The organism is Stakelama flava (assembly GCF_019351405.1).
Taxonomy (GTDB): Bacteria; Pseudomonadota; Alphaproteobacteria; order Sphingomonadales; family Sphingomonadaceae; genus Sphingomonas; species Sphingomonas flava_A.
This window is the reverse complement of record NZ_JAHWZX010000016.1, coordinates 24,759-51,420: the sequence shown is the minus strand read 5'-3', so window position 1 is coordinate 51,420 and position 26,662 is coordinate 24,759. Positions and strand designations below refer to the sequence as shown.

The window sequence follows — 26,662 nt, the reverse complement described above, 5'->3', positions numbered from 1 at the left end:
GACCATTTTGTAAATTACTGCGCCGCATTATATTGCCGGGACCGTGGTGCGAGCCGCGCGCCGCGTTCCATAATCGTCAGCAAGGAAGTTACGGTGGACGAAGCCTCTACCATCGAAGAAGCACGTCCCGCACAAGGCCATGATGCGTTGGGTGATGAATGGACCGAAGACCGGGTGTTTTCGGAACAGACCAACGCCGAGGCCGCCGCCGACGCCCAGACGGGCGGAAGATTGGGGCTGAAACGCTATCGCAAGGTGCTGTTGCTGCTTGCCCCGGTGCTGCTGCTGCTCGGCGGGCTGTACGTTTATTTGAATGGTGGCCGGTATGAAAGCACCGACGATGCGTTTCTGCAGACGGGGATGGTTTCGATCAGCCCCGACGTGTCCGGGCGGGTGATCGCGGTGGCGGTTCACAAGAACCAGCGGGTCAGGAAGGGGCAGGTGCTGTTCCGAATCGATCCCGCCCCGTTCAAGGCGGAAGTCGCGCAGGCCGAGGCGCAACTGCAAAATGCGCGGACCGAGGTGGCGGCACAGCGAGCGACCTATCGCAAGGGGCGGGCGCAGGCTGCCGCGGCGCGCGAACAGGTCCGCTATGCCGAGCGCGAGGCGGCGCGCCAGAAGCAATTGCTCGCCGAGGGCATTTCCAGCCAGAACCAGTATGATCAGGCGGTCCTTGCCGCGAAAACCGCGCAACAGAATGTCGAGACCGCGCTGCAGCAGAATGAATCGGTGCAGGCCCGGCTGTCGGGCGATGTCGGCGCTCCGGTCGAGAGTCAGCCCGCGGTGAAAGCGGCGCAGGCGGCGCTCGATCGCGCCCGACTGAACCTTGGCTATACCGTGGTGCGCGCCGATCAGGACGGTGTCGTCGCCAATGTCGATCAGTTGCAGGTGGGCGATTACGTCACCGCCGGAAAGCCGCTGTTCACCGAAGCGGGGACCCGGATCTGGGTGGAGGCGAATTTCAAGGAAGACCAGTTGCAATATATGCGGCTGGGACAGCGCGCCACGGTGGAAGTGGACGCGTTTCCCGACCTGCACCTTACCGGACGCGTCAGCAGTTTTAGCCCCGGAACCGGCAACGCCTTTTCGGTGCTCCCGGCCGAAAACGCGACCGGCAACTGGGTGAAGGTGGTTCAGCGCCTGCCGGTGGAAATCACGCTGGACAAGGTGCCGTCGGACATTCCGCTGCACGCCGGGCTGTCGGTGATCGCTGAAGTCGATACCGGCCATGAGCGCCGTCTGTTCGGCCCCGACATCCCGCCGCGAACCCCGCAGGCAGCGCAACAGCGATGAGCGAGACATACCCCGCCCCGGCGATGCGGCGGTTCATTACCGCGTCGGTCATGGCGGCAACGGTGATGAATTCGCTCGACAGCACCATCGCCAATGTCGCTTTGCCGCATATGCAGGGCAGCGTCGCCGCGAGCGCGGACCAGATCACCTGGGTTCTGACCAGTTATATCGTTGCCGCCGCGATCATGACGCCGCTTGCCGGATGGCTGGCCGGGCGGATCGGCCGCAAGAAGCTGATCCTGTCGTCGATCATCGGCTTCACCATCGCTTCGGGATTGTGCGGAATATCGACCAGCCTTGGCGAACTGGTCGGGTTCCGGCTGCTTCAGGGCCTGTTCGGCGCGGCGCTGGTGCCGATGAGCCAGGCCATCCTGCTCGACATCAACCCGCCTGAACGCCACGGTCCCGCAATGTCGATCTGGGGTATGGGGGCGATCCTCGGCCCTATCGTCGGCCCGGCGCTGGGCGGGTATCTGACCGAGAATTACAACTGGCGCTGGGTATTCTATATCAACCTGCCGGTGGGATTGATCGCCTTTGCGGGACTGTCGCTGTTCCTGAGCGAAAGCAAGGCGCAGAAATCGCGGCTCGACCTGTTCGGTTTCGCGATGCTCGCGCTGTCGATCGCATCGCTTCAGATGATGCTCGATCGCGGGCAGCAGCTCGACTGGTTCTCCTCATGGGAAATCTGCATCGAAGGGGCCGCTGCCGTCACATTCCTGTATCTGTTTATCGTCCATACGCTGACCGCCGAGCGGCCGTTCATCGACCTTGCCCTGTTCAGGGACCGCAATTTCGTGTCGGGATCGGTGCTCGGCTTCTTCCTTGGCGTGTTGATCTTTTCGGTGCTCGCGCTGCTTCCGCCGATGCTGGAAGGGTTGATGGGCTATCCGGTGGTGCTTACCGGCCTCGTCACCGCGCCGCGCGGGATGGGGACGATGCTGTCGATGGTCATTGTCGGTCAGCTGATCAAGCGAGTCGATGCCCGGTTGCTGATCGGTACGGGATTGGCCGTGGCGGCATATTCGACCTGGCGGATGAGCGGCTTTTCGTTGCAAATGGACGAAAGCCTGGTTGTCAGCACCGGGTTCATTCAGGGGATCGGCACCGGGCTGATCTTCGTTCCGCTGTCGACAATCGCGTTCACCACGCTCGACCCCCGGTTGCGCAACGAAGGCGCGGCGATGTTCACGCTGATCCGCAACATCGGTTCGGCGATCGGCATTTCGGTGTTGCAGGCGATGACGATCCGTAACACCAGCACCGTTCATTCGCGACTGATCGAAGGCGTGCGTCCCGACAATCCCGCCTTGCGCCACGCAATGCCAGATTTCGACTTCTCTGTTACGGGGGCGCTTGCCCGCCTGAATGCGGAAGTCACGCGTCAGGCGGCGATGGTATCCTATATCGACGCCTTCCATTTCCTGTTTCTCACGACGCTGATCGTTTCGCCGTTGATCCTTTTGATGCGCCCGCCGCGAAAAAGCGCGGCCGCGCCTGCCATGCATATGGACTGACCCCATGCGTACCGCCCTTCTCTGGAAATCGACCCTTGCCGCCACGATCGCCGCTACGCTTGGCGGGTGCACCGTCGGGCCGGATTTCGCGCCGCCCGCTTCCCCAAGTGCGACCGCATATCGCTCGGCGCAGGACGGCCAGCAGCCCGTGGTTGCAGGCACGCCACAGATAACGCAGGGCGCGGGACCTGCGCTGCGCTGGTGGACGGCGTTCGGATCGGCCGAACTCGACTCGCTGGTGGATCGGGCGATTGCGCATAATGCTAGTCTGGAAGCGAGCAATGCGACGCTGGCCGCTGCGCGCGAACAGCTTGCGGCGGCGCGCGGCAAGCAGCTTCCCCAGGTCGATGCCAATGCCCGGGTGGAACATGAACAGGTGAATCTGGCTGCATTCGGCCTTGAACCCAACCCCGCGCTGGGCCTTAGCGGCAATCCCGAATTCGACCTGTATTCGATCGGCGGCGGGGTGTCGTTCGACCTTGATCCCTTTGGCGGCCAGCGGCGGCAGGTCGAACAGAGCGCGGCCGAGGCGCAGGCCCAGCTTCATCGCACCGAAGCCGCGCATCTGTCGGTCGCCGGACGGGTGGTGACGCAGGTGCTGACTATCGCCGCGTTGCGCGCGCAGATCGACACTGCCAATGCGCTGCTGGCAGAGGACCGGCGCAACATCGACCTTACCAGCAAGCGCAAAGAGGCGGGCGAGGGCACGCTGGTCGAAGTGCTCAACGCGCAGAGCCAGTTTGAGAACGACCGCGGAGACATACCGCAGCTCGACCAGCAGCTTGCCGAAGCGCGCCATATGCTTGCCACGCTGACCGGCATTTCCCCGGCGGAACTGGGGGCGACCGATTTCGACCTCGAATCGCTGACCTTGCCGCAGACCATTCCGGTCGCGATCCCGTCGCGACTGGTCCACAAACGCCCGGACATCCTGCAGGCTGAGGCGGATCTGCATGCTGCCACCGCTGCTGTCGGGGTGGCCACTGCGCGGCTTTATCCAGATGTCACGCTGGGCGGCACCGTAAGCCAGGGCGCACTGGGTCCCGAAGACCTGTTGAGCGGTTCGACGCGCGGCTTCGATCTGTTCGCCGGGCTGACCGCGCCGATATTCCACGGCGGGACGCTGAAGGCGAACAAGCGCGCCGCGGCGGACCGCGCGCGCGCGGCGGCCGCCACCTATCGCCAGACGGTGCTCGACGCGTTCCGGCAGGTCGCGGACCTGTTGCAGGCGGTGGATAGCGACGCGCGGTCGGTGCGCAACCAGCGTGAAGCGGTTGCGGTCGCCGGGCGCTCGCTCCATCTGTCACGGCGCAGCTATGAAGTGGGCAATAGCGGCATCCTGCAAACGCTCGATTCCGAACGACAATATCAAAGCGCCCGGTCGAATCTGGTTCGCGCCCGGTCGCGACAGTTCCTCAACATCGCGCGCCTGTATGTCGCCACCGCAGGCGGATGGACCGGTGCTGCCGACGATTGATCTTCGCGCTTCAAGCGTAGGCGCGACGACTTTCGACACCTTGAAACGACTTCCCCGCCATTGATCGCGGGCAATTTCCGTATGGAGGAAGGCGGCCGATATTTCGATCGCAAAGCCGATCAGGCCGAAAATCAAACAACGCTTGTTTTGGTATGACCAGTTCAGTAAAGTTGACCTAGCCAGACTATCGAATCTGGAAAGGGGAGGCTTTCATGAACACAAGATCGAAAATGCTGCTGGTCGGGGCGTCGATCGCCGCGCTTTCCGTCGCAACGCCAGGTTATGCGCAGCAGGCGCCACAGACTTCGGCCGGTTCCGACGATTCGCAATCGGCCGATCAAACGACGGACGAGCAGGTATCCACCGACGATATCATCGTCCGCGGAATCCGCAGCAGCATCGAATCGGCGCGCAATCGAAAGAAGGACGCCGATGTCGTGCAGGACAGCGTGTCGGCAGAGGATATCGGCGCGCTTCCCGATCGCAGCGTGACAGAAGCGGTACAACGCATCCCCGGTGTGTCGATCAGCCATTTTCAGGCGGGCAACGATCCCGATCACTTTTCGGTCGAGGGCAGCGGCGTCGTGATACGTGGCCTGACCTATACGCGCAGCGAGTTGAACGGGCGGGATACCTTCACCGCCAATAATGGCCGTGGCCTGTCGTTCGCCGATGTGCCGTCCGAACTGCTCGCAGGGGTAGACGTCGTAAAAAGCGCGAGCGCCGACATGATCGAGGGCGGGATTTCGGGCACCGTCAATCTGCGTACCCGCGTTCCCTTCGATGCCAAGGGCCTGCTGCTTGCCGGAACGCTCGAACAAAATTACGGCGATTTTTCGAAACGGTCCGCGCCCAATATTTCGGTCCTCGCCAGCGACCGGTTCCAGACCGGCATCGGGGAATTCGGCATATTGGGCAGTTTTGTGCGATCGCAGCTGCGATCGCGCGCCGACGGCATCCAGATTTCGAACTATGGCCAGCGCGGACTGGGTGCAGATGGCAGCCTGTTGCCCGGTGGCGATCCCGACGCGGTTAGCACCGTCTATGTGCCGCGCGGCGCGGGGGAGCGGTCGCAAACGTTCAATCGCGTCCGTTACGGCTATGCCGGTGCGCTGCAATGGCGCAGCAATGACGGGTCGATGAACCTGACGATGCAGTTCCTGCGGTCCGATGCGCGCGAAAAAACGCTGGAATATACTTCCGAGATTGCAACCGACAGTGTCGCCTCGCACGGTGATTCGCAGGCCGTTCCCGGGTCGACGCTTACCTTTGACGACGATGGTTTGTTCACATCCGGCGCGCTTACGTCGAACACCGGATATCGTGATGACCAGTATAATTCACGCGCGCGTACGCCGCTCACCGGCCTGAAAAGCAGCAATATTTCGCGATATATCAGTCGCCGGCTCGTCACCCAGGATTTCGGCGCCAATTTCAAATGGGATATCAACAGCCGCCTCGATCTGATGATCGATTATCAGCATGTCGATTCATCGGTCGACAATTACGATATGAGCGTGCGGACCGCATCGTTCCAGGATGTCGAGATCGGCATGAACGGATCGAAGGTGCCCTATGTCAATTTCATCCCGGTACAGACCTGCCCGACAGCGGCGGCCTGTCCCGGCGTTTCGTTCCCGCCTTCCTATCTGCTGTCGCCGCATGATTCCTATCTCGATCCGTACAACAGCTATTACAGCGCCGCGATGGATCATCTGGAGGAAAGCGACGGCAATGAAGACGCCGCGAAAGTGGACCTTGCCTATTCGATACCCAGCGGCTGGCTGAACTCGATCCGCGTGGGCTATCGCTATGCGGACCGCAAGAATGTCGCGCGGTATTCCCGCTATAATTACGGATCCTTGAGCGACGTCTGGGGTGGCGGCGGACCCGTCTGGCTGGACGAGGGCGTCAATGGCGATCCCAGCGTCGCCGGTGGTGCGCCGGGACCGTCCGAACCGCATTTCTTCAACAATTTCTTCCGGGGGCAGGCGAACAGTCCGGCAAATGAAGGACGGCTGTTCTTCCCTGGTTCGCTGTTGAAAGACTATGCGAGCGCAAGCGCCGCGCTGCTTCAGATTGGCGATGAATGGCGGGCGCGGCTAGTCAATGGCTGTCCCGAAAACTGGGTGCCGGTGGCGCAACGCTGCGGCGTGGTTGATGGCACGTCGTTCCTGCCCGGCGAAATCAATCCGGTTCATGAAACCGTCAACGACGCGTATGTGGAGGCGCGTTTCGGCGGCGAATTCGCAAATGGCTGGAAACTGACGGGCAATGCCGGCGTGCGCTATACCTCAACGCGGCGCGTGGCCTCAGGCTATATGTCGTTTCCGCAGCATACCTATACCTGTCCCGAGCCGCCGGCCGCAACATCGCCCTTTTGCGAACTAGGCGCGGATACGCTCGCTGCGGCGAACGCGTTTGCCAATGGCGCGCTTACGCCGGACCGCGCTAAGATTCATTATGATTATTTCCTGCCTTCGCTGAACATGAAGCTGTCGGTTGGGCATGGCCTGTTGTTCCGTTTCGCGTTCAACAAATCGATCGCGCCGCCCGATTTCGGCCTGACCCGCGATTATTATGATGTGGTGCTTTCCACCGCGAACGAGATTATCGAGGCGAACGGCGCTCCGGAGGCGGTGATCAATGTCGGTAATCCGTATCTGAAACCGGTGCGTGCCAATAATTACGATCTGACTGCCGAATATTATTTCGGAAAGACCGGGCAGCTTTCGCTGGCCCTGTTCAAAAAGGATCTGACCGGGGTCGTCACCAACGGCACCCAGCGATTGAGCTTTACCAACAACGGCGTCACCTTTGACGGGATCGTGACGACGCCGGTCAATTCGACCGAAACGGGCCATGTGAAGGGCGCGGAGTTCGGCTATTCGCAGACCTATGATTTCCTTCCCGGAATCCTTTCGGGCCTGGGGCTTTCGGCGAATTTCACCTATGTCGATGCCAATGGCGTGCAGCAGAGCACCTTGTCGGTCACCGATCCCGATGTCGCCGCGGGCAACGTCGCCAGCGTCGACACCAGCAAATTGCCGCTCGAAGGGCTGTCGAAATACACCTACAATATTCAGCCCTTCTATCAGTACGGCAAACTGGAAATGCGCGCGGCATATACCTGGCGGTCCCGCTATCTGCTGACGACGCGTGACGTGATCGTGCCGTTTGCGCCGATTTTTGCGGAGCCGACCGGGCAACTCGATGCCTCGATCTTCTACGACGTTACCCCGCGAGTGCGGATCGGTATCCAGGCGGTCAATCTGACGGACAAGCAGACTCGCACGACTCAGGTTATCAACGACGAACTTTTGCGTGCGCCAAGATCGTGGTTCGTTACCGATCGTCGCTTCACGCTGTCGGTGCGCGCGCGGTTCGGTTCATGAGCGAGCGGCCCCCCGAAGAGCCGACGCGCGTAACGCTCAACCGCCGCGAGACGCTGGGCGCGATCGGCGTCGCACTGTCGCTGAGCGCCGGCGCGTCGGAGGGAGAGGCCGCGCCGGCGCGGACGGCCGCTGCATCGCCGCCGCGCGAACCCGCGCCGATTCTCTATCCGCATTCCAGCAGGACCCGCCAAACGAGAGACCTGTCGGGCCTTTGGCGGTTCCGCCTCGACCCCGACGGGCGGGGCGAAAAAGACGGCTGGTTTCGCGGACTGGACGATACGCGCACCATTGCGGTTCCGTGCAGCTGGAACGACCTGTTCGACGACACCGCCGACTATTTCGGTACGGCCTGGTATGAAACATCGTTTCGGATGGACCCAGGCTGGCGTGGCAAAAGAATCTACCTGCGCTTCGGTTCGGCAAGCTACCGCGCGAAAGTCTGGCTGAATGGGAGGCTGTTGGGGGAGCATGTCGGCGGGCATTTGCCATTCGCGCTGGATGCTGTTCCAGCGCTTCGTCCCGATGACGAAAACCGGCTGGTGGTGATGGTCGAGAACGAGCTGCGCGCCGATCGCGTGCCTGCTCTGCCTGACCGCAGCCGGTATCGTTTCTATGAAAGTGATTTTCCCGGCACGGCATATGACTTTTTCCCCTATTCCGGCCTTGATCGACCGGTATTGCTTTGCGCGGTGCCGGAAACGCAGGTTTACGATCTGACGGTGACGACGCGCCGCAACGGCGGCACTGCGATCGCGCAAATCGAAATCGGCGTGAACGATGGCTGGAACGGTCGCGCCGCCGTGTCCCTGTCCGACGGCAAGCGACGCATAGCGGCGACCGCCGCGATCAGAAACGGCCGGGGAACGGTCAACCTGCAAGTGTCCGATGCGCGCCTGTGGCAGCCGTCCGATCCGTTTCTGCACACGCTTTCAGTAGCGCTTGGAGAAGCCAGCGCGCCGGCTGATGTCTATGAAATGCCAATCGGACTGCGCACGATCGCGGTCGATGGTGAACGGCTTCTGCTCAATGGCGAACCCGTCCATCTGACAGGTTTCGGCAGGCATGAAGATTTCTTCCTGCATGGGCGCGGACTGGACCTTGCGGTGCTGGTGCGCGATTTCGAACTGCTCCGCTGGATCGGCGCCAACAGCTTTCGCACGTCGCATTACCCTTGCGCGGAAGAAGCGATGATGCTGGCGGATCGGTACGGTTTTCTCGTCATCGCCGAATCCTCGGCGGTCAGCCTTGCCTTTTCCGATTCCGACGACGTGCTTGCGGCGCAGCACAGGCAACTTGCCGCCGATCTGAAGGCGCGGATACAGCGGGACAAGAATTACGCATCGGTCGTGCTGTGGTCGATCGGCAATGAAGCGCTCACCAAGCCATTTCGCACGCTCGACCGAGCGCCCGCCGATGCTGTCGCCAAGGGGACGGCCTTCTTTGCCGATATGTTTGCGATCGTGCGCGCCGCCGATCCCAGCCGCCCGGCGACGCTGGTCAGTCTGCAGCACGGCCCGGCCGAATGGGTGGGGCAGGGGGACGTGATCTGCGCAAATTCCTATGACGGCTGGTACGAATATGGCGGCCGGCTGGAGGAAGCCGAAGCGGCGCTGGTCAAGGAGCTCGAACAACTGCACACCGATCATCCCGGCAAACCCGTCATCATTACCGAATTCGGGGCCGATGCGGTCGCGGGGAATCACGCCGACCCGCCGCGCATGTGGAGCGAGGAATATCAGGCCGACATGATCGCGATGTATCTGAAGGTGCTGGGCCGCTATTCCTATATAATCGGCGAACATCCCTGGGCCTTCGCCGATTTCAAAACGCCGCAGGCGGTGACGCGCGCGAAGTCAATGAACCTGAAGGGGGTGTTCACTCGGGACAGGACTCCCAAGCTTGCCGCGCATCTGCTTCGGTCGAAATGGCGGAGCGACGCCGACGCGTAAAATCTTCGATTGGGCGGTGGCCGTCGTTCCGGCCTGGCCGCCCAAAGCGTTCTCAATTGACAGGTGCAGGTGCCGAACCGGGGCGTTCCCACCACGCCATTGACCCGCCTAATAGCTGGGCTTGCGCGGCGCGGCGTGGTTGAACGCCTGAATCAGCGCATCGTGCAGCCGCTTTGGACGGTACTGGTCGTCATAGGGGTTCGGCCGCTTTTCGAGCCCGTCCTTGCGCGGGCGGAAATCCTGAAGCCAGCTATAGCGATCGACAAGGCCCCAGAGCATGAAGGTCCCAAGCTGGGGATAGTCGAGCATCAAATCGGCATAGGCGCGGGCATACCCCGCCACCTGCGCATCGCGGGTCGCGACATCCCCCGTCAGATCCCGGTCGTCGACATCGAATTCCGTTACCAGAAGGCGAAATCCCATGTCCGTCACCTCGTCAAGAAAGGCGCGCCAGTCCCGTTCGCGCCGCGCGATCGTGGCGGCGTCGGCGGTCGCGGTGACATGCGCCTGGATACCAAGTCCGTCGATCGGAACGCCGCGTTTGCGGAACCCTTCCAGCATGCGCAGAACACCGGCCCGATGCGCCTTTGATCCGTCGCCCCAGTCCATATAGTCGTTGTAGACAAGCTGAGCATTCGGTGCGGCGCGACGCGCGGTATGGAATGCGAAATCGAACAACGCTTCGGCGGCGCCGGGCGTGGGCGTCAGCACCGATTTGCGATAGTCGCCGCTTTCCGGTTGAATGGCTTCGTTGAGCACATCGAAACTCTGCATATACGGCGCATAGCGGTGCATCACGGTTTCGATATGATCGCCGACCAGCGCCTGCGAACGCTCCCCCGGCTTCTCGCCGAAATCATAGCTGGCCAGCCATTTCGGCAGCCGGTCCTGGCGGGGCCAGAGCAGATTATGGCCCCTTACTTCCATATTGGCGCCGGTGGCCCATTGCAGCAGCTTGTCGGAACGGCTGAAATCGAATTTGTCCGCTGACGGGCGTAGAGCGGTCCATTTCAGCGCATTTTCGAATGTAACAATGCCGCACTGGTCCGCGATCAGATCACGATAGTGATGATCCTGCAGATATCGTTCGGCAAGAATACTGCCGCACCGTATGCCTTTGGCGGCTGCCGCTCCGGTCAGCGTAGGCGCGGCGGCGGCATGCCCCGCACGCGCGAATATCGGCGCGCACAGCGCAGCGCCAATCAGGGTGCGTCGATCAACCGCCATCACAGCCTCTCCTTTTCGGTATGTTGCCTGATATTGCTTCGGCGAACGCGGATCGGTCCAACCGGCCTCACCAGTTGAACATGGTGCCGTCTTCGAGCCGGTTTACGGGGAGCGAAGCAGGTTCGTAGGGATATTGGGCGGCGAGTGCTTCATCGATGTCGACGCCGAGGCCGGGCGCATCGCCCGGATGCATCATGCCATCGGCAAACCGATAATGATGCGGAAAAACCGCGTCCGTTTCCGCCGTGTGACGCATATATTCCTGCACGCCGAAATTCGCGATCGACAGGTCGAAGTGTAGCGCCGCCGCCATGCATACCGGCGACAGATCGGTAGCGCCGTGGCAGCCGGTGCGAACATTGTGCAGATCAGCAAAGTTCGCCAGCTTGCGCAAATGGCTGATACCACCGGCGTGAACGATGGTGGCGCGGATGTAATCGATCAACTGTTCCTCGATCAGCTGCTTGGCATCCCAGATCGAGTTGAAGATTTCGCCGACTGCCAGCGGCGTCGTGGTGTGCTGGCGGATCAGACGGAAATTGGCCTGGTTCTCCGCCGGCGTTGCATCTTCGAGCCAGAATGGACGATAGGGTTCAAGCTCCTTGCCCAGCCGCCCTGCCTCGATCGGCGTCAGGCGGTGATGCGCGTCGTGCAACAGGTGCACGTCCCATCCCAACGCCTTTCGCGCCGCTTCGAACAATGGCGGCACCGAACGAAGATATTTTTCGGTCGACCAGATATTTTCGGTGGGGAGCCGTGCGTCGGCGGGCTCATAGAAATAGCGGTCCCTGGAAACACCATAGGTCGAGGCAAGGCCCGGTACGCCGGATTGCAGGCGGATCGCCTTGTACCCCAATTCCTTATAATGCAGCGCGTTCGCGACGGTTTCGTCCACGTCCGCGCCATTGGCATGCCCGTATACCATCACCCCGTCGCGCGCCGCGCCGCCCAGAAGCTGGTAGACCGGCAGGCCGGCAAGCTTGCCCTTGATGTCCCACAGGGCGGTATCGACCGCTGCGATCGCGGCCATCGTTACCGGCCCGCGCCGCCAATATGCGCCCCGATACAGGAATTGCCAGATATCTTCGATACGATGCGCGTCGCGACCGATCAGGCAGTCGTTGACGTGATCGGTAAGATACGACGCTACCGCCAGCTCGCGGCCGTTAAGCGTGGCATCGCCGACGCCGTACACGCCGGAATCGGTTTCGATCTTCAGCGTGACGAAGTTGCGTCCCGGGCAGGTGACGATCACCTTCGCACCGGTGATTCGGACCTTGCTCGCTGCGCTTGCGTGCCAAGCGCGCGCGTTTTCGTCGGGTTTGGGTTGGGGCATCATCTCATCCTGTCTGACCAAATTGATAGATATCAGAAATTGGCTTGTCCAGTTTTCAAAGAACCTTTGTGGGTAGACCAAGCCGCTTGTCGGGCAAACGACCGCGATGATAGACATCGGCAATGCAAAACTCGGACAATGGCCGCCTGTACGAGCGCGTGGCTCGCGACCTTGGAGCGAAAATCTCTGAAGGCGCATATCCAATTGGCAGCCGGCTACCCGCCGAACGCAATCTGGCGCAGAGCTATGGCGTGTCGCGTCCGACGATACGCGAAGCGATCATAGCGCTGGAACTCGACGGTCTTGTCGAGGTGCGCATGGGATCGGGCGTATATGTCGTTGCGACCGAACCGGAAGGCGGTGAGCAGAGCCAGGCCGATGTAGGTCCCTTCGAACTTATCGAAGCGCGCCGCGCGATCGAAGGCGAAGCCTGCGCGATTGCTGCGCCGCGAATTGACAAGGCTGCGCTGGCGGAACTCGACGCGCTGGTCGACCGCATGCAATCGGCGGTGGGGGACATTCCTGCGCAGGAAACGGCGGATCGTCAGTTTCACATGACGATTGCCCAGGCTACGAACAACAGCGCCATTTATAACGCGGTGGAAACATTGTGGGATGCGCGTGCGCGATCGCCGCAATATCGTTTGTTGAGCGACAAAGCCCATTCGGCCGGGGTTGGGCCGATCATCGACGAACATGCGGCGATCGTCGAGGCGTTGCGATCCGGCGATGCTGCGGAGGCGAGACGGGCAATGGTGTCGCATCTGTCGCGCGTGCTCGAATCGCTGCTCCACGCCACGGAAGTACAGGAAATCGAACAGGCACGGGCGCGCGTCGCTGCGCAACGGCAGCAATTTTCGTTGAAATGAAGCGTCGAAACGTGAACCATTGCCCTGACGGGGCATGGGGCAATCGTCTGTCCGGCCGACAATTTTCCAACCGGCGCGCAAGATCAGTTGCCAGCCGCCAAAGGCTTTGCTAGGGGCGCACGCCTGCCAGCGCTGGACCGTGATGTCCGGCGAATATTGTGTGCGGTCGTGGCGGAACTGGTAGACGCGCAACGTTGAGGTCGTTGTGGCCGAAAGGCCGTGGAAGTTCGAGTCTTCTCGACCGCACCATCTTTCCTCCGGCCGGGGCGCCGGAGTGATATTGTACAGTCTGGCGAATCCCCTGCCATAAAACGGCTTCGCACCGGCGCGGATGCGGCAAATTTAATCCAGATCAGTCTTTGAAAAGATTCCCGCGGCGCATCGGAACGAGCGCGGCTGCCTTCCGTTTCGAAGTCACTACCGAATCATTGTGACGCTTGAATTTTGAGGAGGCGCGGCATGGCGCAGACCGTTGGAGATTTCTTTTGGGAAAGATTGCATCAATGGGGCGTGCGCCGAATCTTCGGGTATCCGGGCGACGGTATCAACGGGTTGCTCGGTGCGCTTGACCGCAGCGAGGGAGAGTTCGACTTCGTTCAGACGCGGCACGAGGAAATGGCGGCGTTCATGGCGTCCGCGCATGCCAAATTCACCGGCGAGCTGGGCGTGTGCCTGGCCACGTCCGGGCCGGGCGCTGCGCACCTCTTGACCGGCTTATATGACGCGCGAATGGACCATATGCCGGTCCTCGCCATTGTCGGGCAGCAGGCGCGCACCGCGATCGGCGCGCATTATCAGCAGGAACTCGACCTCGGCGCTATGTTCAAGGATGTCGCGGGCGCGTTCAACCAGACCGCGATGGTGCCCGCGCAGGTCAGACACCTGATCGACCGGGCGGTGCGGATCGCAATGGGCGAACGCCGCGTGACCGCGCTTGTGCTTCCCAACGATCTGCAGTCGCTGCCGATGGAGCAGCCGCCGCGCTCGCACGGTGCGGTATTTTCGGGAATCGGCTGGACGCCGCCCAAGGTCGTTCCCGAAGACGCCGATCTGCGCCGCGCCGCCGATGTGCTCAATTCCGGCGAAAAGGTCGCCATTCTGGTGGGCGCGGGCGCGAAGAACGCCGTGGATCAAGTGATCGCGACCGCCGACCGGCTGGATGCCGGGGCGGCCAAGGCCTTGCTTGGCAAGCAGGTACTTCCCGACGACCTGCCCTGGGTGACCGGATCGATCGGGCTGCTGGGCACCGAACCCACCGACAATATGATCAAGGAATGCGACACTTTCCTGATGCTCGGCTCGGGATTTCCCTATTCGGAATTCCTGCCAAAGGAAGGTCAGGCACGCGGCGTTCAGGTCGATATCGATCCGGGCATGCTGTCGATCCGCTATCCGATGGAGGTGAACCTCACCGGCGACGTCAAATCGACGCTCGAAGCATTGCTGCCCATGCTGAACCAGAAAAGCGGCGATTGGCGGCAGAAGATCGCCGACTGGAACACGAAGTGGGAAAAGACGCTCGACGAGCGCGCGATGGTTTCGGCCGACCCGCTCAATCCGCAGCGCGTGTTTCGCGAACTCAGCCCACGGCTTCCCGACAACTGCATCATCACCAGCGATTCGGGGAGCGTCGCCAACTGGTATGCGCGCGACCTGAAAATCCGTCGCGGGATGATGTGTTCGCTATCGGGCGGGCTCGCCTCGATGGGGGCCGGTGTGCCCTATGCCATCGCGGCGAAATACGCCTATCCCGACCGCGCGGTCATCGCATGCGTGGGCGATGGCGCCATGCAGATGAACAATATGGCGGAACTGATTACCGTTTCCAAATATTGGCACAAATGGTCCGACCCGCGTTTTGTCGTGCTGGTGCTCAACAATGAGGACCTGAATCAGGTGACGTGGGAACAGCGGGTGATGGAGGGTAATCCGCGGTTCGAGGCAACGCAGCAAATCCCTAATGTCGCTTATCACAAGTTCGCCGAAATGATTGGGCTGAAAGGCATTTACGTCGATAATCCGGATCGAGTTGCGGGCGCTTGGGAAGAGGCGCTCGCCGCAGACCGGCCGGTGGTGATCGAGGCGAAGACCGATGGCGAGGTGCCGCCGCTGCCGCCGCACATCACTTTCGATCAGGCGCGCGCCTTCACCTCGACGTTGATCAAGGGCGACCCTGACGAAGAGGGCGTCATCAAGGGCAGCATGAAACAGATGTTTTCCGGGGTGTTTGGCGGCGACAAAGAATAGGTCATGGCGGCGTCACGTATCGACATCGTCGCGACACGGCTGATCGCCGGGGGCGCTGCAATGCTTGCGTCCTCGGTACTGGCCGATAGCGGGCTGGAACATTATCGCGGGTCTTTCGCAAACCCGACCATGGTGTTGCCGCTGGGGTCGGCGGCGCTCAGTATCGCGGTCAACGCACGTCGATCGGGAAAACCCGAGAGCGGCGGGTCGGAAGCGCCAACGATCAGCCATGTCGCATCGACCGCGGTTGGGCTGATCGGACTGGGCTTTCATGTCTATAACGTGACGAAACGACCGGGCGGGCTCACCTTCACCAATCTGTTCTATGGCGCTCCGGTCGGCGCGCCTGCCTCGCTTGTGCTGTCGGGCATGCTGGGCGGAATCGCCGATCGGCTTTCCAAGGGCGAGGAGGAGCTTGGCCCCATCGGCCTGACATCGGGCCGCGCGGTCGGCGGCGTAGTGAGTGTCGGCATCCTTGGTACGGTCGGCGAAGCGGCGCTGCTGCATTTTCGCGGCGCATATCATGATCCGTTCATGTGGCTGCCGGTCACCCTGCCGCCGATCGCGGCGATTTCGCTAGGGCGCGATGTGATCGAAGATACCGTGCGGCCCGCGACCACGGTGCTGTTGGCGGCGACGGCGGTGGTGGGCATACTCGGCGTCGGCTTTCATGCCTATGGCGTCGCCCGCAACATGGGCGGATTTCGCAACTGGCGGCAGAATATCCTTGCCGGCCCACCAATTCCCGCACCACCCGCCTTTACCGGACTTGCCATAGCGGGACTTGGCGCATTGCTGCTGATGAAGGCGAGGCGCTGACCATGGCCGACCGGTTTCCCGATTATGACGTGCTGAAAAAGCGCGATACGCCAAGCTGGAACGACAAGACGCGCGAAGCGGTGGAAAAGCGGATCGCGACGACGGAATCCGATACGCTTACCGAACCCCTGCGCGCGGTGCTGCGCAAGCTGGTCGACCGGATCGTCCCGCAGCCCGAACAGCGCGCGCCGGTAAACGCCGCGGCGCAGGTGCTTGAAAAAATCGCCGCCAATCGCGGCGATGGGTTTCGCAATGCACGGATGCCGCAGGTCCGGGAGGCGTGGGAGCGCGGGTTGAAGGCTATCGATGCTGAAGCGCGCGAACGCCACGGCGCGGGCTTTGCCGCTCTGAATGATGCAAGCGCCGACGACGTCATCCGCGCGCTTCAAAACGGGGATGTCAAGGCGTCGGAATGGCAGAACCTGCCCGTCGACCTGTTCTGGAACGACCGGCTGATCCCCGACATCGTGTCGGCCTATTACGCGTATCCCAGCGCCTGGAGCGCGATGGGGTTCGGCGGTCCCGCGTCGCCGCGCGGATATGTTCGGCTTCAGGCCAATCGCCGCGATCCGTGGGAAGCGGCGGAGCGCAAGGATGGCCATTTGATCCCGGCCGGGGAACGTAATCTTCATGCCAAGTGAATTTCAGGCTGAGCCGCGCGCGATCAACGGCCGCGCGCCCGATGTGTTCACGCCCGATGGCTGGGTGCCGATGCGTGGCCATGCCGATGACAAGGAAGTCGATTTTCTGATCGTCGGTACGGGCGCGGGCGGCGGGACGCTCGCCTGCAAACTGGCCGAAGCGGGCTTTTCCGTCGTGGCGATGGATGCCGGCCCGTATTGGCGGCCATTGCAGGATTTCGCTTCTGACGAGACCGAGCAGCAAAAACTGTACTGGACCGACGAGCGCATTGTCGACGGCGACAATCCGATCACGATGGGCGCGAATAATTCGGGCAAGTCGGTCGGCGGATCGACCGTTCATTTCGCGATGGTGTCGCTTCGCATGCGCCCCGAACATTTCGCGACCCGCACGAAGCTCGGCTACGGCGTCGATTGGCCGATCTGCTGGGAAGAGATGTGGAAATATTATGACGAGGTCGAAAAGACGCTGAAGATTGCCGGCCCGGTCCGCTATCCCTGGGGACCGAAGCGCGGCCGTTACCCGATGCGCGCGCATCCGATGAACGCGGCGGCCGAATATCTTGCGCGGGGGGCAGAGGCGCTGGGCATCGACTGGACCGAAACGCCGATCGCCACGCTTTCCGCGCCGCATGGCAAAGCGCATCCATGCGTCTATCGCGGTTTTTGCGTCACCGGCTGTTCGACCAACGCCAAGCAATCGGTGCTGGTGTCCTGGCTTCCCCGCGCATTGAAGGCGGGGGCGGAAATACGCGACCTGTCGATGGTGGGCCGGATCGAAACGAAGAACGGACGCTGCACCGGCGTACATTATGTGCGCGAGGGCGAATGGCGGTTTCAGCGCGCAAGGCATGTCGTGGTCGCCGGTTATGCGATCGAAACGCCGCGCCTGCTGCTTAATTCGGCGAGTGACGCATTTCCCGACGGCCTCGCCAATTCCTCCGGGCTGGTCGGCAAAAACCTGATGGTGCAACTCAACCAGGCGGCCTGGGGTCAGGTGGCGGATGAGGTGCGATCCTATAAGGGGCCGCCCAGCCTGGCGATTTCCGAACACTGGAATTACGCGGATATGGGCAAGGATTATTTCGGCGGCTGGTCCTATATGAGCCAAGGGCCGTTGCCGATCAGCTGGGCCAAGACGCTGGCTGGTGGGCACGGACTGTGGGGACAGGCGCTGATCGACGAAATGGCGCGCAACAACCATTCGGTCGGGCTGAAAATGGTCGGTGAGGTGCTTCCCGACGAGCGCAACCGCGTGACGCTGGCCGATGAAACCGATCAGTACGGCCTGCGCATCCCGCGGATCACCTTTTCCCATAGCGAAAACGACAAGGCGATGATGAACCACGCGGTCGATTTCATGGACCGGAGCCTGGCTGCCACCGGCGCGACCGAACGGTGGAAGGAAATGTCGGACACCTGTCACCTGAACGGCACCGCGCGGATGGGCAATGATCCGGCCACCAGCGTGGTCGATGCCGATTGCCGCAGCTGGGACATTCCCAATCTGTGGGTTTGCGACGGATCGGTGTTCCCCACCGTCGGCGGGGTCAATCCATCGCTCACCATTCAGGCCGTGGCATGCCGCACGGCGGACAGGATCAAGGCTTTGGCGGCACGAGGCGAGCTGTAGGGAGACGAGATATGGCAACCAGCAGAAATATCCCGGTGGTCGTGGTCACCGGCGCGACGGCGGGGGTGGGTCGCGCGGTCGTGCGCCGTTTTGCAAGAGACGGTGTGAAGATTGGCCTGATCGCGCGCGGCATGGACGGGCTGCGCGCAACCGCCCGCGAAGTGGAGGAGATGGGAAGCGAGGCGTTGATCCTTCCCTGCGACGTCGCGGATAATGACGCGGTCGAAGCGGCGGCGTGCGAGATGGAGGAGAAATTCGGTCCCATCGATATCTGGATCAACGTCGCCTTTGCCGGCATTCTCTCGCGCTTCATCGATATCGAACCGGAGGATTATGAACGGGTCACGCAGGTGACCTATCTGGGGCAGGTCAACGGTGCGCGTGCGGCGCTTCGCCGGATGATCGCGCGTGACAAAGGCAGTCTGGTGCTTACCGGGTCGGCGCTCGCCTATCGCGGCATACCGTTGCAATCGCCCTATTGCGGGGCAAAGCATGCCATTCAGGGATTTGAGGATTCGGTGCGCGCCGAGCTGATTCATGCGAACAGCAAGGTGCATGTTTCCATGGTCCAGCTGCCCGGCGTGAACACCCCGCAATTCGACTGGATGAAAACCAACCTGCCCAAAAAGCCGCGTCCGGCCAGTCCCCCCTATCAGCCCGAAGTGGCAGCCGAGGCGATTCACTTCGCCGCGCATCACCGCCGCAAGGAGGTTCAGGTCGGCGTGTCGAGCTGGCAGGCGATATGGGCCGACAAATTCTTTTCGCCATTGCTCGACTGGTATCTGGGCCGCACTGGTTTTTCCGGACAGCAGGGGCAGGAGTGGGTTCAACCCGATCGGAAGAATAACCTGTATGAACCGGTGCCCGGCGATCATGGCGCGCACGGGCGGTTCGATTCGACCGCCAAAAGCTGGAGCCCGCAGCTTGTCGTGACCAAGAATCGGGGGCTGATCGCCGCCGGCATGCTGGTTGCTGCCATGGGCGGCCTGTGGGCGCTGGCGAGGAAGGACCGCGCATGAGCGAAGACTGGCGCCCGCACGCGATCAGCGGGCACGGGATGATCTCCGACGGGCAAACCGCCGCGCTGGTCTATGAAGACGCGACGATCGACTGGCTGTGTATGCCGCGTTTCGACAGCCAGGCCTGTCTTGCCGCGCTGCTGGGTACGGGTGAGAATGGTGGCTGGTGGCTTCATCCGGTCGATGAAGTGATCAACACCTCGCGGCGCTATCTCGATGGTACGATGATCCTCGAAACCGTTATGGAAACGGAGGGTGGCGAGGTCGCGATACTCGATTTCATGCCGATCCAGCGCGGCGAAGCGCCGGATGTGGTGCGTATCGTCGAAGGACGGCGCGGTGCGGTGGAAATGCAGACCCGCCTCGCGCTTCGCTTCGACGACGGACGAACGCATCCCATGGTGCTGCAGCATTCGGATGGCGAGATGCTGGCGATCGCCGGGCCGAACGCGGTTGCGCTGCGCTTCGGGTGCGGTATCGACCATGACGGGCGCGCCTTTTCGGGCAGCTTCACGGTTGCCGAGGGCGAGCGCAGGCCATTATGCATGACCTGGTTCAGGAGCGAGGGCGATGTGCCCGATCCTGTCGATCCGGAGAAGGCGCTGAAGCAGGCGAGCAAAGTCTGGCACGACTGGTCGGCCAAGACGGAATATGACGGCGTGGCGGAAAAAGCGGTAAAGCGATCGCTGCTGACGCTGAAGGCGCTGGTGCACGAACATACCGGGGGGATGGTAGCCGCAGCCACGGCATCGCTGCCCGAACGTCCCGGCGGGCAGCGCAACTGGGACTATCGCTATTGCTGGTTGCGCGATGCCACCTTCACGCTGCTCGGTTTCCTGCATACCGGGCATAAAAAGGAGGCAAAGCAGTGGATCGACTGGCTGCGCCGTGCGGTGGCGGGCGAACCGATCGACGTCCAGCCCTTCTATGCCATCGACGGCAACCGCCATTCGCTGGAATGGGAAGCGGACTGGCTGCAGGGGTTTGGCGATGCAAGACCGGTGCGGTTCGGCAACGGCGCGGTGGACCAGATACAACTCGACATCTATGGCGAGGTGATCGACGCGATCTGCGTCGCGCGCCGTCACGGTCTGGCGCAGGATACCGATGAACTGGTCGCGCGAATGGCGGAGAAGCTGGAAACGCTTTGGCGCGAACCCGATGCGGGCATCTGGGAAAGCCGCGGCGAGCCAAAACAGCATGTCTATTCCAAGGTAATGTGCTGGGTTGCATTCGATCGCGCCGCGAAGATGCTGGCCGACGCGATGCCCGATGCCGCCCGGCGCTGGCGCGATCTGGCGCAGGAGGTGCGCGAAGAGGTGCTGACGCGTGGTTTCGACGAAAAACGCGGCGCGTTTACACAGGCATTCGGCGATGATGCGCTGGACGGCGCGGTGCTGCGCCTGCCCATTGTCGGCTTCATCGACGCCAATGACGAGCGTATGCGAAAAACGGTTAATGCGATCGAGCGCGAGTTGATGGTGGGCGATTTCGTCTATCGCTACTCCGATGACAGTACGGACGACGGTGTAGGCGGCGCGGAGGGCGTGTTCCTGGCCGTGGGACTGTGGCTTGCGGATGTCTATGCGTTGCAGGGGCGCAAGGACGAAGCGCGCCGATTGTTCGATTCGGTATTGGGCACCGCCAACGATCTGGGGTTGTTGAGTGAGGAATGCTGGCCCGAGGACGGCCGCCAACTCGGCAACATTCCGCAGGCGCTAAGCCATGTTTCGCTGGTCAATACCGCGCTCAGCCTTTCCTCCGACGGGAAACCGCCGCGGCTGGCATGACGGCGGGGATGGCATCGAAAGCCCGGCTGTTCGCCATGGCGATGGTCGCCGGCCTGCTGACCGGATGCGCGGCCAGCCCCAGCTTCCTGCAGGCGGCGGGGCCGGTGGCAGCCGAACAGCGCCATCTGTTCTGGCTGGTGATCGCGGCGCTGATGGTCGTCGTATTGCCGGTTTTTATCGGTCTGCCGCTGGTGCTGTGGCGGTATCGCCGGGGCAATGACAAGGCGCGCTACGATCCCAAATGGGACTGGAACCCCAGACTGGAATTCGTGATATGGGGCGTGCCGGTGCTGATCGTCGTGCTGCTGGGCATCCAGCTATGGCATAGCACGCAGACGCTCGACCCCTATAAGCGGCTGGACGGAAACGGGACGATCACGGTTCAGGCGGTCGGCCTCGACTGGAAATGGCTGTTCATCTATCCCGATCAGCATATCGCGACGGTCAACCGGCTGGTGATTCCGGCAGGTCGCCCGGTTCATATCGACCTGACCAGCGACACGGTGATGCAGTCGCTTTTCATTCCCCGGTTGGGCGGACAAATCTATGCGATGGCGGGAATGCGCACCCAATTGAACCTGAAGGCCGACCGGCCCGGCAGCTATTTCGGTGAAAACACGCAATATAACGGCGAAGGTTTTCACAAGCAGAATTTTCGGACGCTCGCCGTCACGGACGCCGCTTTCGATGGCTGGGTGAAGCGGGTGAAGGCATCGGGCAGCCCGCTGAATGAAGCGCGCTATCGAACGCTTGCCAAAAAATCCGTGCCCGATGCGCCGATGGAATTTTCCGCCGTCCCCGAGGGCCTGTTCGCGCGCATCATCGCCAAATATATGCAGCCCGAACGGCGCGGGAAGGAGGGCGGGCAATGACCGTGCAATCCGCATGGTTTTGGGCGATCGGCAGGATCGACCTGCATTCCTTCGCCTTTGTCCGGGCATGGGAGGACCCTTCGCTCGACAAGATGATCGCCGCGGGCGCCGCATCGCTGGTCGTGCTCGGCGCGATCGCCGTGTTCGCGATCATCACGAAGCTGCGCAAATGGCGCTATCTTTGGCAGGACTGGTTCACCAGCGTCGACCACAAGAAAATCGGCATCATGTATGTCATTTTGTCGGGAATCATGCTGACGCGCGCGGTGATCGAGGCGGTGCTGATGCGCATGCAGCAGGCGGTGGCGGTCAATCAGCCGGGAATCGTTGCCCCCGAACATTTCGGCGAACTGTTTTCGACCCATGGCTCGATCATGATCTTCTTCATGGCGATGCCCTTCCTCACCGGTATCATCAACTATGTGATGCCGTTGCAGATCGTCGCGCGCGATGTGGCGTTCCCCACGCTCAATTCGATCAGCCTTGGGCTGACCGTGTCGGGCGCGGTGCTGCTGATGATATCGCTGGTGGTCGGCAAGTTTTCGACCGGCGGCTGGTCGGGCTATCCCCCCTATACCGAAATGGCGTTCAATTCGGGGGTGGGGCCGGATTACTGGATATGGGCGGTGACGCTCAGTTCGATCGGCAGCACGATGACGGGGCTCAACTTCGCGGTCACCATCTATAAATCGCGTGCGCCGGGGATGCATCTGTTTCGCATGCCGCTATTCTGCTGGACGGCGCTGTGCACGTCGATCCTGATGATTTTCGCGATGCCGCCGCTCACCGTCGCCACGCTGATGCTGGCGCTCGACCGCTATCTGGACTTCCACCTCTTCACGACCGACCTTGGCGGGAACATGATGAACTACGCCAATCTGTTCTGGCTGTTCGGTCATCCTGAAGTCTATATCCTGATCCTGCCGGCCTTCGGTGTGTATTCCGAAGTCATTTCGACCTTTTCGGCCAAGCGGCTCTACGCATATCGAACGCTGGTATATGCGACGATGGTCATCGCGGTGCTGAGCTTCACCGTGTGGCTGCACCATTTCTTCACCATGGGGCAGAACGCAAACATCAACGGTTTTTTCGGCATCGCTACAATGTGCGTGGGAATCCCCACCGGGGTGAAGGTATATGACTGGATACTCACCATGTATCGCGGGCGGGTGCGCTTCACCGTGCCGATGCTGTATGCGATTGCCTTCCTGGTCACCTTCGTCATCGGCGGCATGACGGGCATCATTCTGGCGACGCCGCCGCTCGATTACGTGGTGCACAACACGCTGTTCCTCGTCGCGCATTTCCATAACATGCTGATACCTGGCCTGTTGTACGGCATGCTGGCGGGGTATCAGTTCTGGTTCCCCAAGGCGTTCGGATTCCGCCTTGACGAAACATGGGGGCGGATCAGCTTCGCGTGCTGGGTGGTGGGGTTCTACCTTGCCTTCATGCCGCTGTACGTGCTTGGCGCGATGGGCATGCCGCGCCGGATGGCGGGCGTATTTCAGGGCGAATATCTGCCCTGGCTGATTATCGCGTGCATCGGCGCGTTCATCCTTCTCGCCGCGCTGGGGGCGCTGTTCGTGCAGCTGGTGATCAGCATCCGCCGACGCGAGAAAACCCGCGTTCCCGCAGGCGATCCGTGGGACGGCCGGTCGCTCGAATGGGCGATCTCTTCACCGCCCCCCGAATATAACTTCGCCGTGATTCCTTGTGTCGAGGACCGCGATCCCTTTGCGCTGCGCAAGGAGCAGGGCAGGGCGTATCAGCCGCCGCACGCATATGAAGATATCGAAATGCCGAAAAATTCGGTTCTTGGCCCGGTCCTGTGCATCGTCGGCGCGGCAGCGGGCTTTGCGCTGGTCTGGCACATCTGGTGGCTGGCGATCCTGTCGTTTCTCGGCATCTTGGCGGCGGTAATCGTGAGCAGCTTCTCCCGCGACACCCACAGGGTCATTCCGGCGAGCGAGGTTGCGAGGACGCACGAACACTGGTTGCGCACGGTTGCCGAAGCGCGCGCCATTCCGCGGGAACTGGAAACCAGAAGCGCCAATGAAGGACTGGCGGAGAGCGCGGTATGAGCGCGGACGAACTGAAACATGCCGGGTTGAACCTGCAGGAAGCCGATCCGCTGACGCACGAAAAGGCGGGAGAGGCGATTTTCGGCTTCTGGGTGTTCCTGATGAGCGACGCGGTCGTCTTTGCGCTGCTTTTCGCCACCTATGGCGTGATGCTTCGCGGCACGGCGGGCGGACCGGTGCCGCACGAGGTATATGAGATCAAAAGCGCGTTCATTGAAACGCTGATCCTGCTGTCGTCGAGCTTCACCTTCGGCCTCGCCTCGCTGGCGATGAAATATGAACATAAGCGGCACCAGCTTGAACTCTGGCTGGGCGTCACGCTGCTCCTCGGCTTCGCCTTTATCGGCTGGGAAATCCATGATTTCGTCTCGATGGCGGCGAAGGGAGAGGTGCCGTCGCGCAGCGGCTATCTATCGGGCTTTTATGCGCTGGTGCCGATGCATATGCTGCACGTCACCATCGGCTGCGTCTGGGGCATGGTGATGCTGGTGCAGATTCGCAAATTCGGGCTTGATCCGATGGTGAAGATCAATGTGATGCGCCTGAGCCTGTTCTGGCATTTTCTCGACATCATCTGGATCGGCATTTTCTCGGTCGTCTATCTGCAGGGGCTTGCCTAATGGACGATCGGGCAAAATATCGGCGCGAACTTCGCGGCTATGCGATCGGCTTCGCGAGCGCGCTGGCGCTAACCTGCGCTGCCTTCGCCACGGTGCATTTCGATCTGGCGCCCGCCGGCACCACGATCGGCATCGTGTTCGCACTGGGGCTGATTCAGCTGAACGTGCATTTCCGGTTCTTCCTGCACATCGACCTGAAAAAATCGGCGCGGGACGATCTTCAGCTCATATTGTTTTCGACGCTGATCACATTGCTAATGGTCGGCGGCACCTTGATCATCCTGTTTAATCTGTACCATCGCATGATGTAGGTACGGGCGCGCTGCCCACCGACAAAAGATTGCCGATATGGAGACGTCATGAAAACCCGCGCAGCCGTAGCGTTTGAACCCAAAAAGCCGCTGGAGATAGTCGAACTCGACCTGGAAGGACCCAAAGCGGGCGAGGTGCTGGTGGAGATCATGGCGACCGGCATCTGCCACACCGATGCCTACACGCTGGACGGTCTGGATAGCGAGGGGCTGTTTCCCAGCGTACTCGGCCATGAAGGCGCAGGCATTGTGCGCGAAGTGGGACCGGGCGTAACCAGCGTGAAGCCGGGCGACCATGTCATTCCGCTCTACACGCCCGAATGCCGCCAGTGTAAATCGTGCCTCAGCCAGAAGACCAATTTGTGCACCGCGATCCGGTCCACCCAGGGAAAGGGGCTGATGCCTGACGGCACCACCCGCTTTTCATACAAGGGCGAGCCGATCCATCATTATATGGGTTGTTCGACCTTTTCGAATTTCACCGTGCTTCCCGAAATCGCGCTGGCGACAATCCGCGAGGACGCGCCGTTCCAGACGAGCTGCTATATCGGGTGCGGCGTCACCACCGGGGTGGGTGCGGTGGTGCATACCGCAAAGGTTGAACCGGGCAGCAATGTCGTCGTCTTCGGGCTGGGGGGCATCGGCCTCAACGTCATTCAGGGGGCGAAGATGGTCGGCGCGAACCGGATCATCGGCGTCGACCTGAACCCCGACCGGGAGGAATGGGGTCGCAAGTTCGGCATGACCCATTTCCTCAATACCAAGGGCATGACGCGCGAGGAGATCGTCGCGAAGATCGTTGAAATGACCGATGGCGGCGCCGACTATACCTTCGATGCAACCGGCAATACCGACGTCATGCGGACCGCGCTGGAATGTGCGCATCGCGGCTGGGGCGAATCAATCGTCATCGGCGTTGCCGAAGCGGGGAAGGAAATTTCCACCCGCCCGTTCCAGCTCGTCACCGGCCGCGTGTGGAAGGGCACGGCGTTCGGCGGCGCGCGCGGACGCACCGACGTGCCCAAGATCGTCGACTGGTATATGGACGGCAAGATCGCGATCGATCCGATGATCACCCATGTCCTGAAACTCGAAGAGATCAACAAGGGGTTCGACCTGATGCATGCGGGCGAAAGCATTCGCAGCGTCGTGGTGTATTAAGGAGGCTATAATGTTCAGCCACATCCATCTGGGCAGCAACGACGTCGAACGTTCCAAGCGTTTTTACGATGCGCTCTTTGATGCCTTGGGCGGCGCGAAAAGCTGGAAGGACTCGCTTCGCAATCGCTGGTTCTGGCAGCGCGAAGGCGCGCTTCTGATCGTCGGCGAGCCGCTTGACGAGGATACGGCGACCCCCGGCAACGGCATGACGATCGGTTTTGCGGTCACCGGACCGGAGCAGGGCGATGCTTGGCACCGGGCAGGGCTGGCCAATGGCGGAACGTCGATTGAAGAGTCGCCCGGCATTCGCGACAAGGGTGAGGGAGCGCGCGTCTATCTCGCCTATCTGCGCGATCCCGACGGCAACAAGCTGTGCGCCATGAAGCCGATGGCGTAGCGGCG

The 26,662-nt window shown here is 61.6% G+C and carries 20 protein-coding genes and 1 tRNA gene; 19 read left to right on the top strand and 2 right to left on the bottom strand.

What is annotated here, in order from left to right; all coding sequences use genetic code 11:
• Positions 1–147: 147 nt before the first annotated feature.
• The 5 genes from KY084_RS14230 (at position 148) to KY084_RS14210 (ending at position 9,631) form a co-directional block, all read left to right on the top strand.
• Positions 148–1,293, top strand: coding sequence for an efflux RND transporter periplasmic adaptor subunit (locus KY084_RS14230; RefSeq protein ID WP_219239171.1), 1,146 nt, complete (start codon positions 148–150; stop codon positions 1,291–1,293).
• On the top strand, positions 1,290–2,810 hold the full coding sequence (locus KY084_RS14225) for a DHA2 family efflux MFS transporter permease subunit (RefSeq protein ID WP_219239144.1): 1,521 nt from the start codon (positions 1,290–1,292) through the stop codon (positions 2,808–2,810). The genes KY084_RS14230 and KY084_RS14225 overlap by 4 nt, the downstream gene beginning before the upstream one ends.
• Positions 2,811–2,814: 4 nt before the next feature.
• Positions 2,815–4,287 (top strand): efflux transporter outer membrane subunit, encoded by a 1,473-nt coding sequence (locus tag KY084_RS14220; protein WP_219239143.1) that lies wholly within the window; start codon positions 2,815–2,817, stop codon positions 4,285–4,287.
• Between the two features lie 212 nt (positions 4,288–4,499).
• Entirely contained in the window at positions 4,500–7,682 is a 3,183-nt protein-coding gene (locus tag KY084_RS14215) for a TonB-dependent receptor (protein ID WP_219239142.1), read from the top strand.
• Positions 7,679–9,631 (top strand): glycoside hydrolase family 2 TIM barrel-domain containing protein, encoded by a 1,953-nt coding sequence (locus KY084_RS14210; protein ID WP_219239141.1) that lies wholly within the window; start codon positions 7,679–7,681, stop codon positions 9,629–9,631. Before KY084_RS14215 ends, KY084_RS14210 begins: the two co-directional genes overlap by 4 nt.
• Positions 9,632–9,739: 108 nt before the next feature.
• Here KY084_RS14210 and KY084_RS14205 read toward each other — a convergent pair whose 3' ends face one another.
• Positions 9,740–10,858 carry an endo-1,4-beta-xylanase gene (locus KY084_RS14205; RefSeq protein WP_219239140.1) on the bottom strand — a complete coding sequence of 373 codons (1,119 nt, stop codon included), beginning with the start codon at positions 10,856–10,858 and terminating at the stop codon, positions 9,740–9,742.
• A gap of 67 nt (positions 10,859–10,925) precedes the next feature.
• Positions 10,926–12,194: a D-mannonate dehydratase ManD gene (manD, locus tag KY084_RS14200; RefSeq protein ID WP_219239170.1), complete on the bottom strand. Its 1,269-nt coding sequence runs from the start codon at positions 12,192–12,194 to the stop codon at positions 10,926–10,928.
• 122 nt (positions 12,195–12,316) lie between these two features.
• Between manD and KY084_RS14195 the strand changes: the two genes are divergently transcribed.
• From KY084_RS14195 to KY084_RS14130, 14 genes are all read left to right on the top strand, one after another.
• A complete protein-coding gene (locus tag KY084_RS14195; RefSeq protein ID WP_219239139.1) occupies positions 12,317–13,063 on the top strand; it encodes a FadR/GntR family transcriptional regulator in 747 nt (248 codons plus the stop codon).
• A gap of 162 nt (positions 13,064–13,225) precedes the next feature.
• Positions 13,226–13,312 (top strand) — tRNA-Leu (locus KY084_RS14190).
• A gap of 210 nt (positions 13,313–13,522) precedes the next feature.
• Positions 13,523–15,310 (top strand): thiamine pyrophosphate-requiring protein, encoded by a 1,788-nt coding sequence (locus KY084_RS14185; protein WP_219239138.1) that lies wholly within the window; start codon positions 13,523–13,525, stop codon positions 15,308–15,310.
• Between the two features lie 3 nt (positions 15,311–15,313).
• A complete protein-coding gene (locus KY084_RS14180; RefSeq protein WP_246587188.1) occupies positions 15,314–16,129 on the top strand; it encodes a hypothetical protein in 816 nt (271 codons plus the stop codon).
• 2 nt (positions 16,130–16,131) lie between these two features.
• A complete protein-coding gene (locus tag KY084_RS14175) occupies positions 16,132–16,770 on the top strand; it encodes a gluconate 2-dehydrogenase subunit 3 family protein (protein ID WP_219239137.1) in 639 nt (212 codons plus the stop codon).
• Positions 16,760–18,403, top strand: a complete 1,644-nt coding sequence (locus KY084_RS14170; protein WP_219239136.1) for a GMC family oxidoreductase — start codon at positions 16,760–16,762, stop codon at positions 18,401–18,403. The genes KY084_RS14175 and KY084_RS14170 overlap by 11 nt, the downstream gene beginning before the upstream one ends.
• Positions 18,404–18,414: 11 nt before the next feature.
• Positions 18,415–19,422, top strand: coding sequence for an SDR family oxidoreductase (locus tag KY084_RS14165; protein WP_219239135.1), 1,008 nt, complete (start codon positions 18,415–18,417; stop codon positions 19,420–19,422).
• Positions 19,419–21,212 carry a glycoside hydrolase family 15 protein gene (locus KY084_RS14160; protein ID WP_219239134.1) on the top strand — a complete coding sequence of 598 codons (1,794 nt, stop codon included), beginning with the start codon at positions 19,419–19,421 and terminating at the stop codon, positions 21,210–21,212. The genes KY084_RS14165 and KY084_RS14160 overlap by 4 nt, the downstream gene beginning before the upstream one ends.
• A gap of 8 nt (positions 21,213–21,220) precedes the next feature.
• Positions 21,221–22,084: a COX aromatic rich motif-containing protein gene (locus tag KY084_RS14155; RefSeq protein ID WP_219239133.1), complete on the top strand. Its 864-nt coding sequence runs from the start codon at positions 21,221–21,223 to the stop codon at positions 22,082–22,084.
• Positions 22,081–24,168, top strand: coding sequence for a cbb3-type cytochrome c oxidase subunit I (locus tag KY084_RS14150; protein WP_219239132.1), 2,088 nt, complete (start codon positions 22,081–22,083; stop codon positions 24,166–24,168). The genes KY084_RS14155 and KY084_RS14150 overlap by 4 nt, the downstream gene beginning before the upstream one ends.
• On the top strand, positions 24,165–24,788 hold the full coding sequence (locus tag KY084_RS14145; protein WP_219239131.1) for a cytochrome c oxidase subunit 3: 624 nt from the start codon (positions 24,165–24,167) through the stop codon (positions 24,786–24,788). The genes KY084_RS14150 and KY084_RS14145 overlap by 4 nt, the downstream gene beginning before the upstream one ends.
• Complete coding sequence (locus tag KY084_RS14140; RefSeq protein WP_219239130.1) at positions 24,788–25,099, top strand: cytochrome o ubiquinol oxidase subunit IV; 312 nt, start codon at positions 24,788–24,790, stop codon at positions 25,097–25,099. The genes KY084_RS14145 and KY084_RS14140 overlap by 1 nt, the downstream gene beginning before the upstream one ends.
• 48 nt (positions 25,100–25,147) lie before the next feature.
• Positions 25,148–26,260 (top strand): S-(hydroxymethyl)glutathione dehydrogenase/class III alcohol dehydrogenase, encoded by a 1,113-nt coding sequence (locus tag KY084_RS14135; protein WP_219239129.1) that lies wholly within the window; start codon positions 25,148–25,150, stop codon positions 26,258–26,260.
• A gap of 10 nt (positions 26,261–26,270) precedes the next feature.
• Positions 26,271–26,657: a VOC family protein gene (locus KY084_RS14130; protein ID WP_219239128.1), complete on the top strand. Its 387-nt coding sequence runs from the start codon at positions 26,271–26,273 to the stop codon at positions 26,655–26,657.
• The last annotated feature ends 5 nt before the right edge of the window (positions 26,658–26,662 follow it).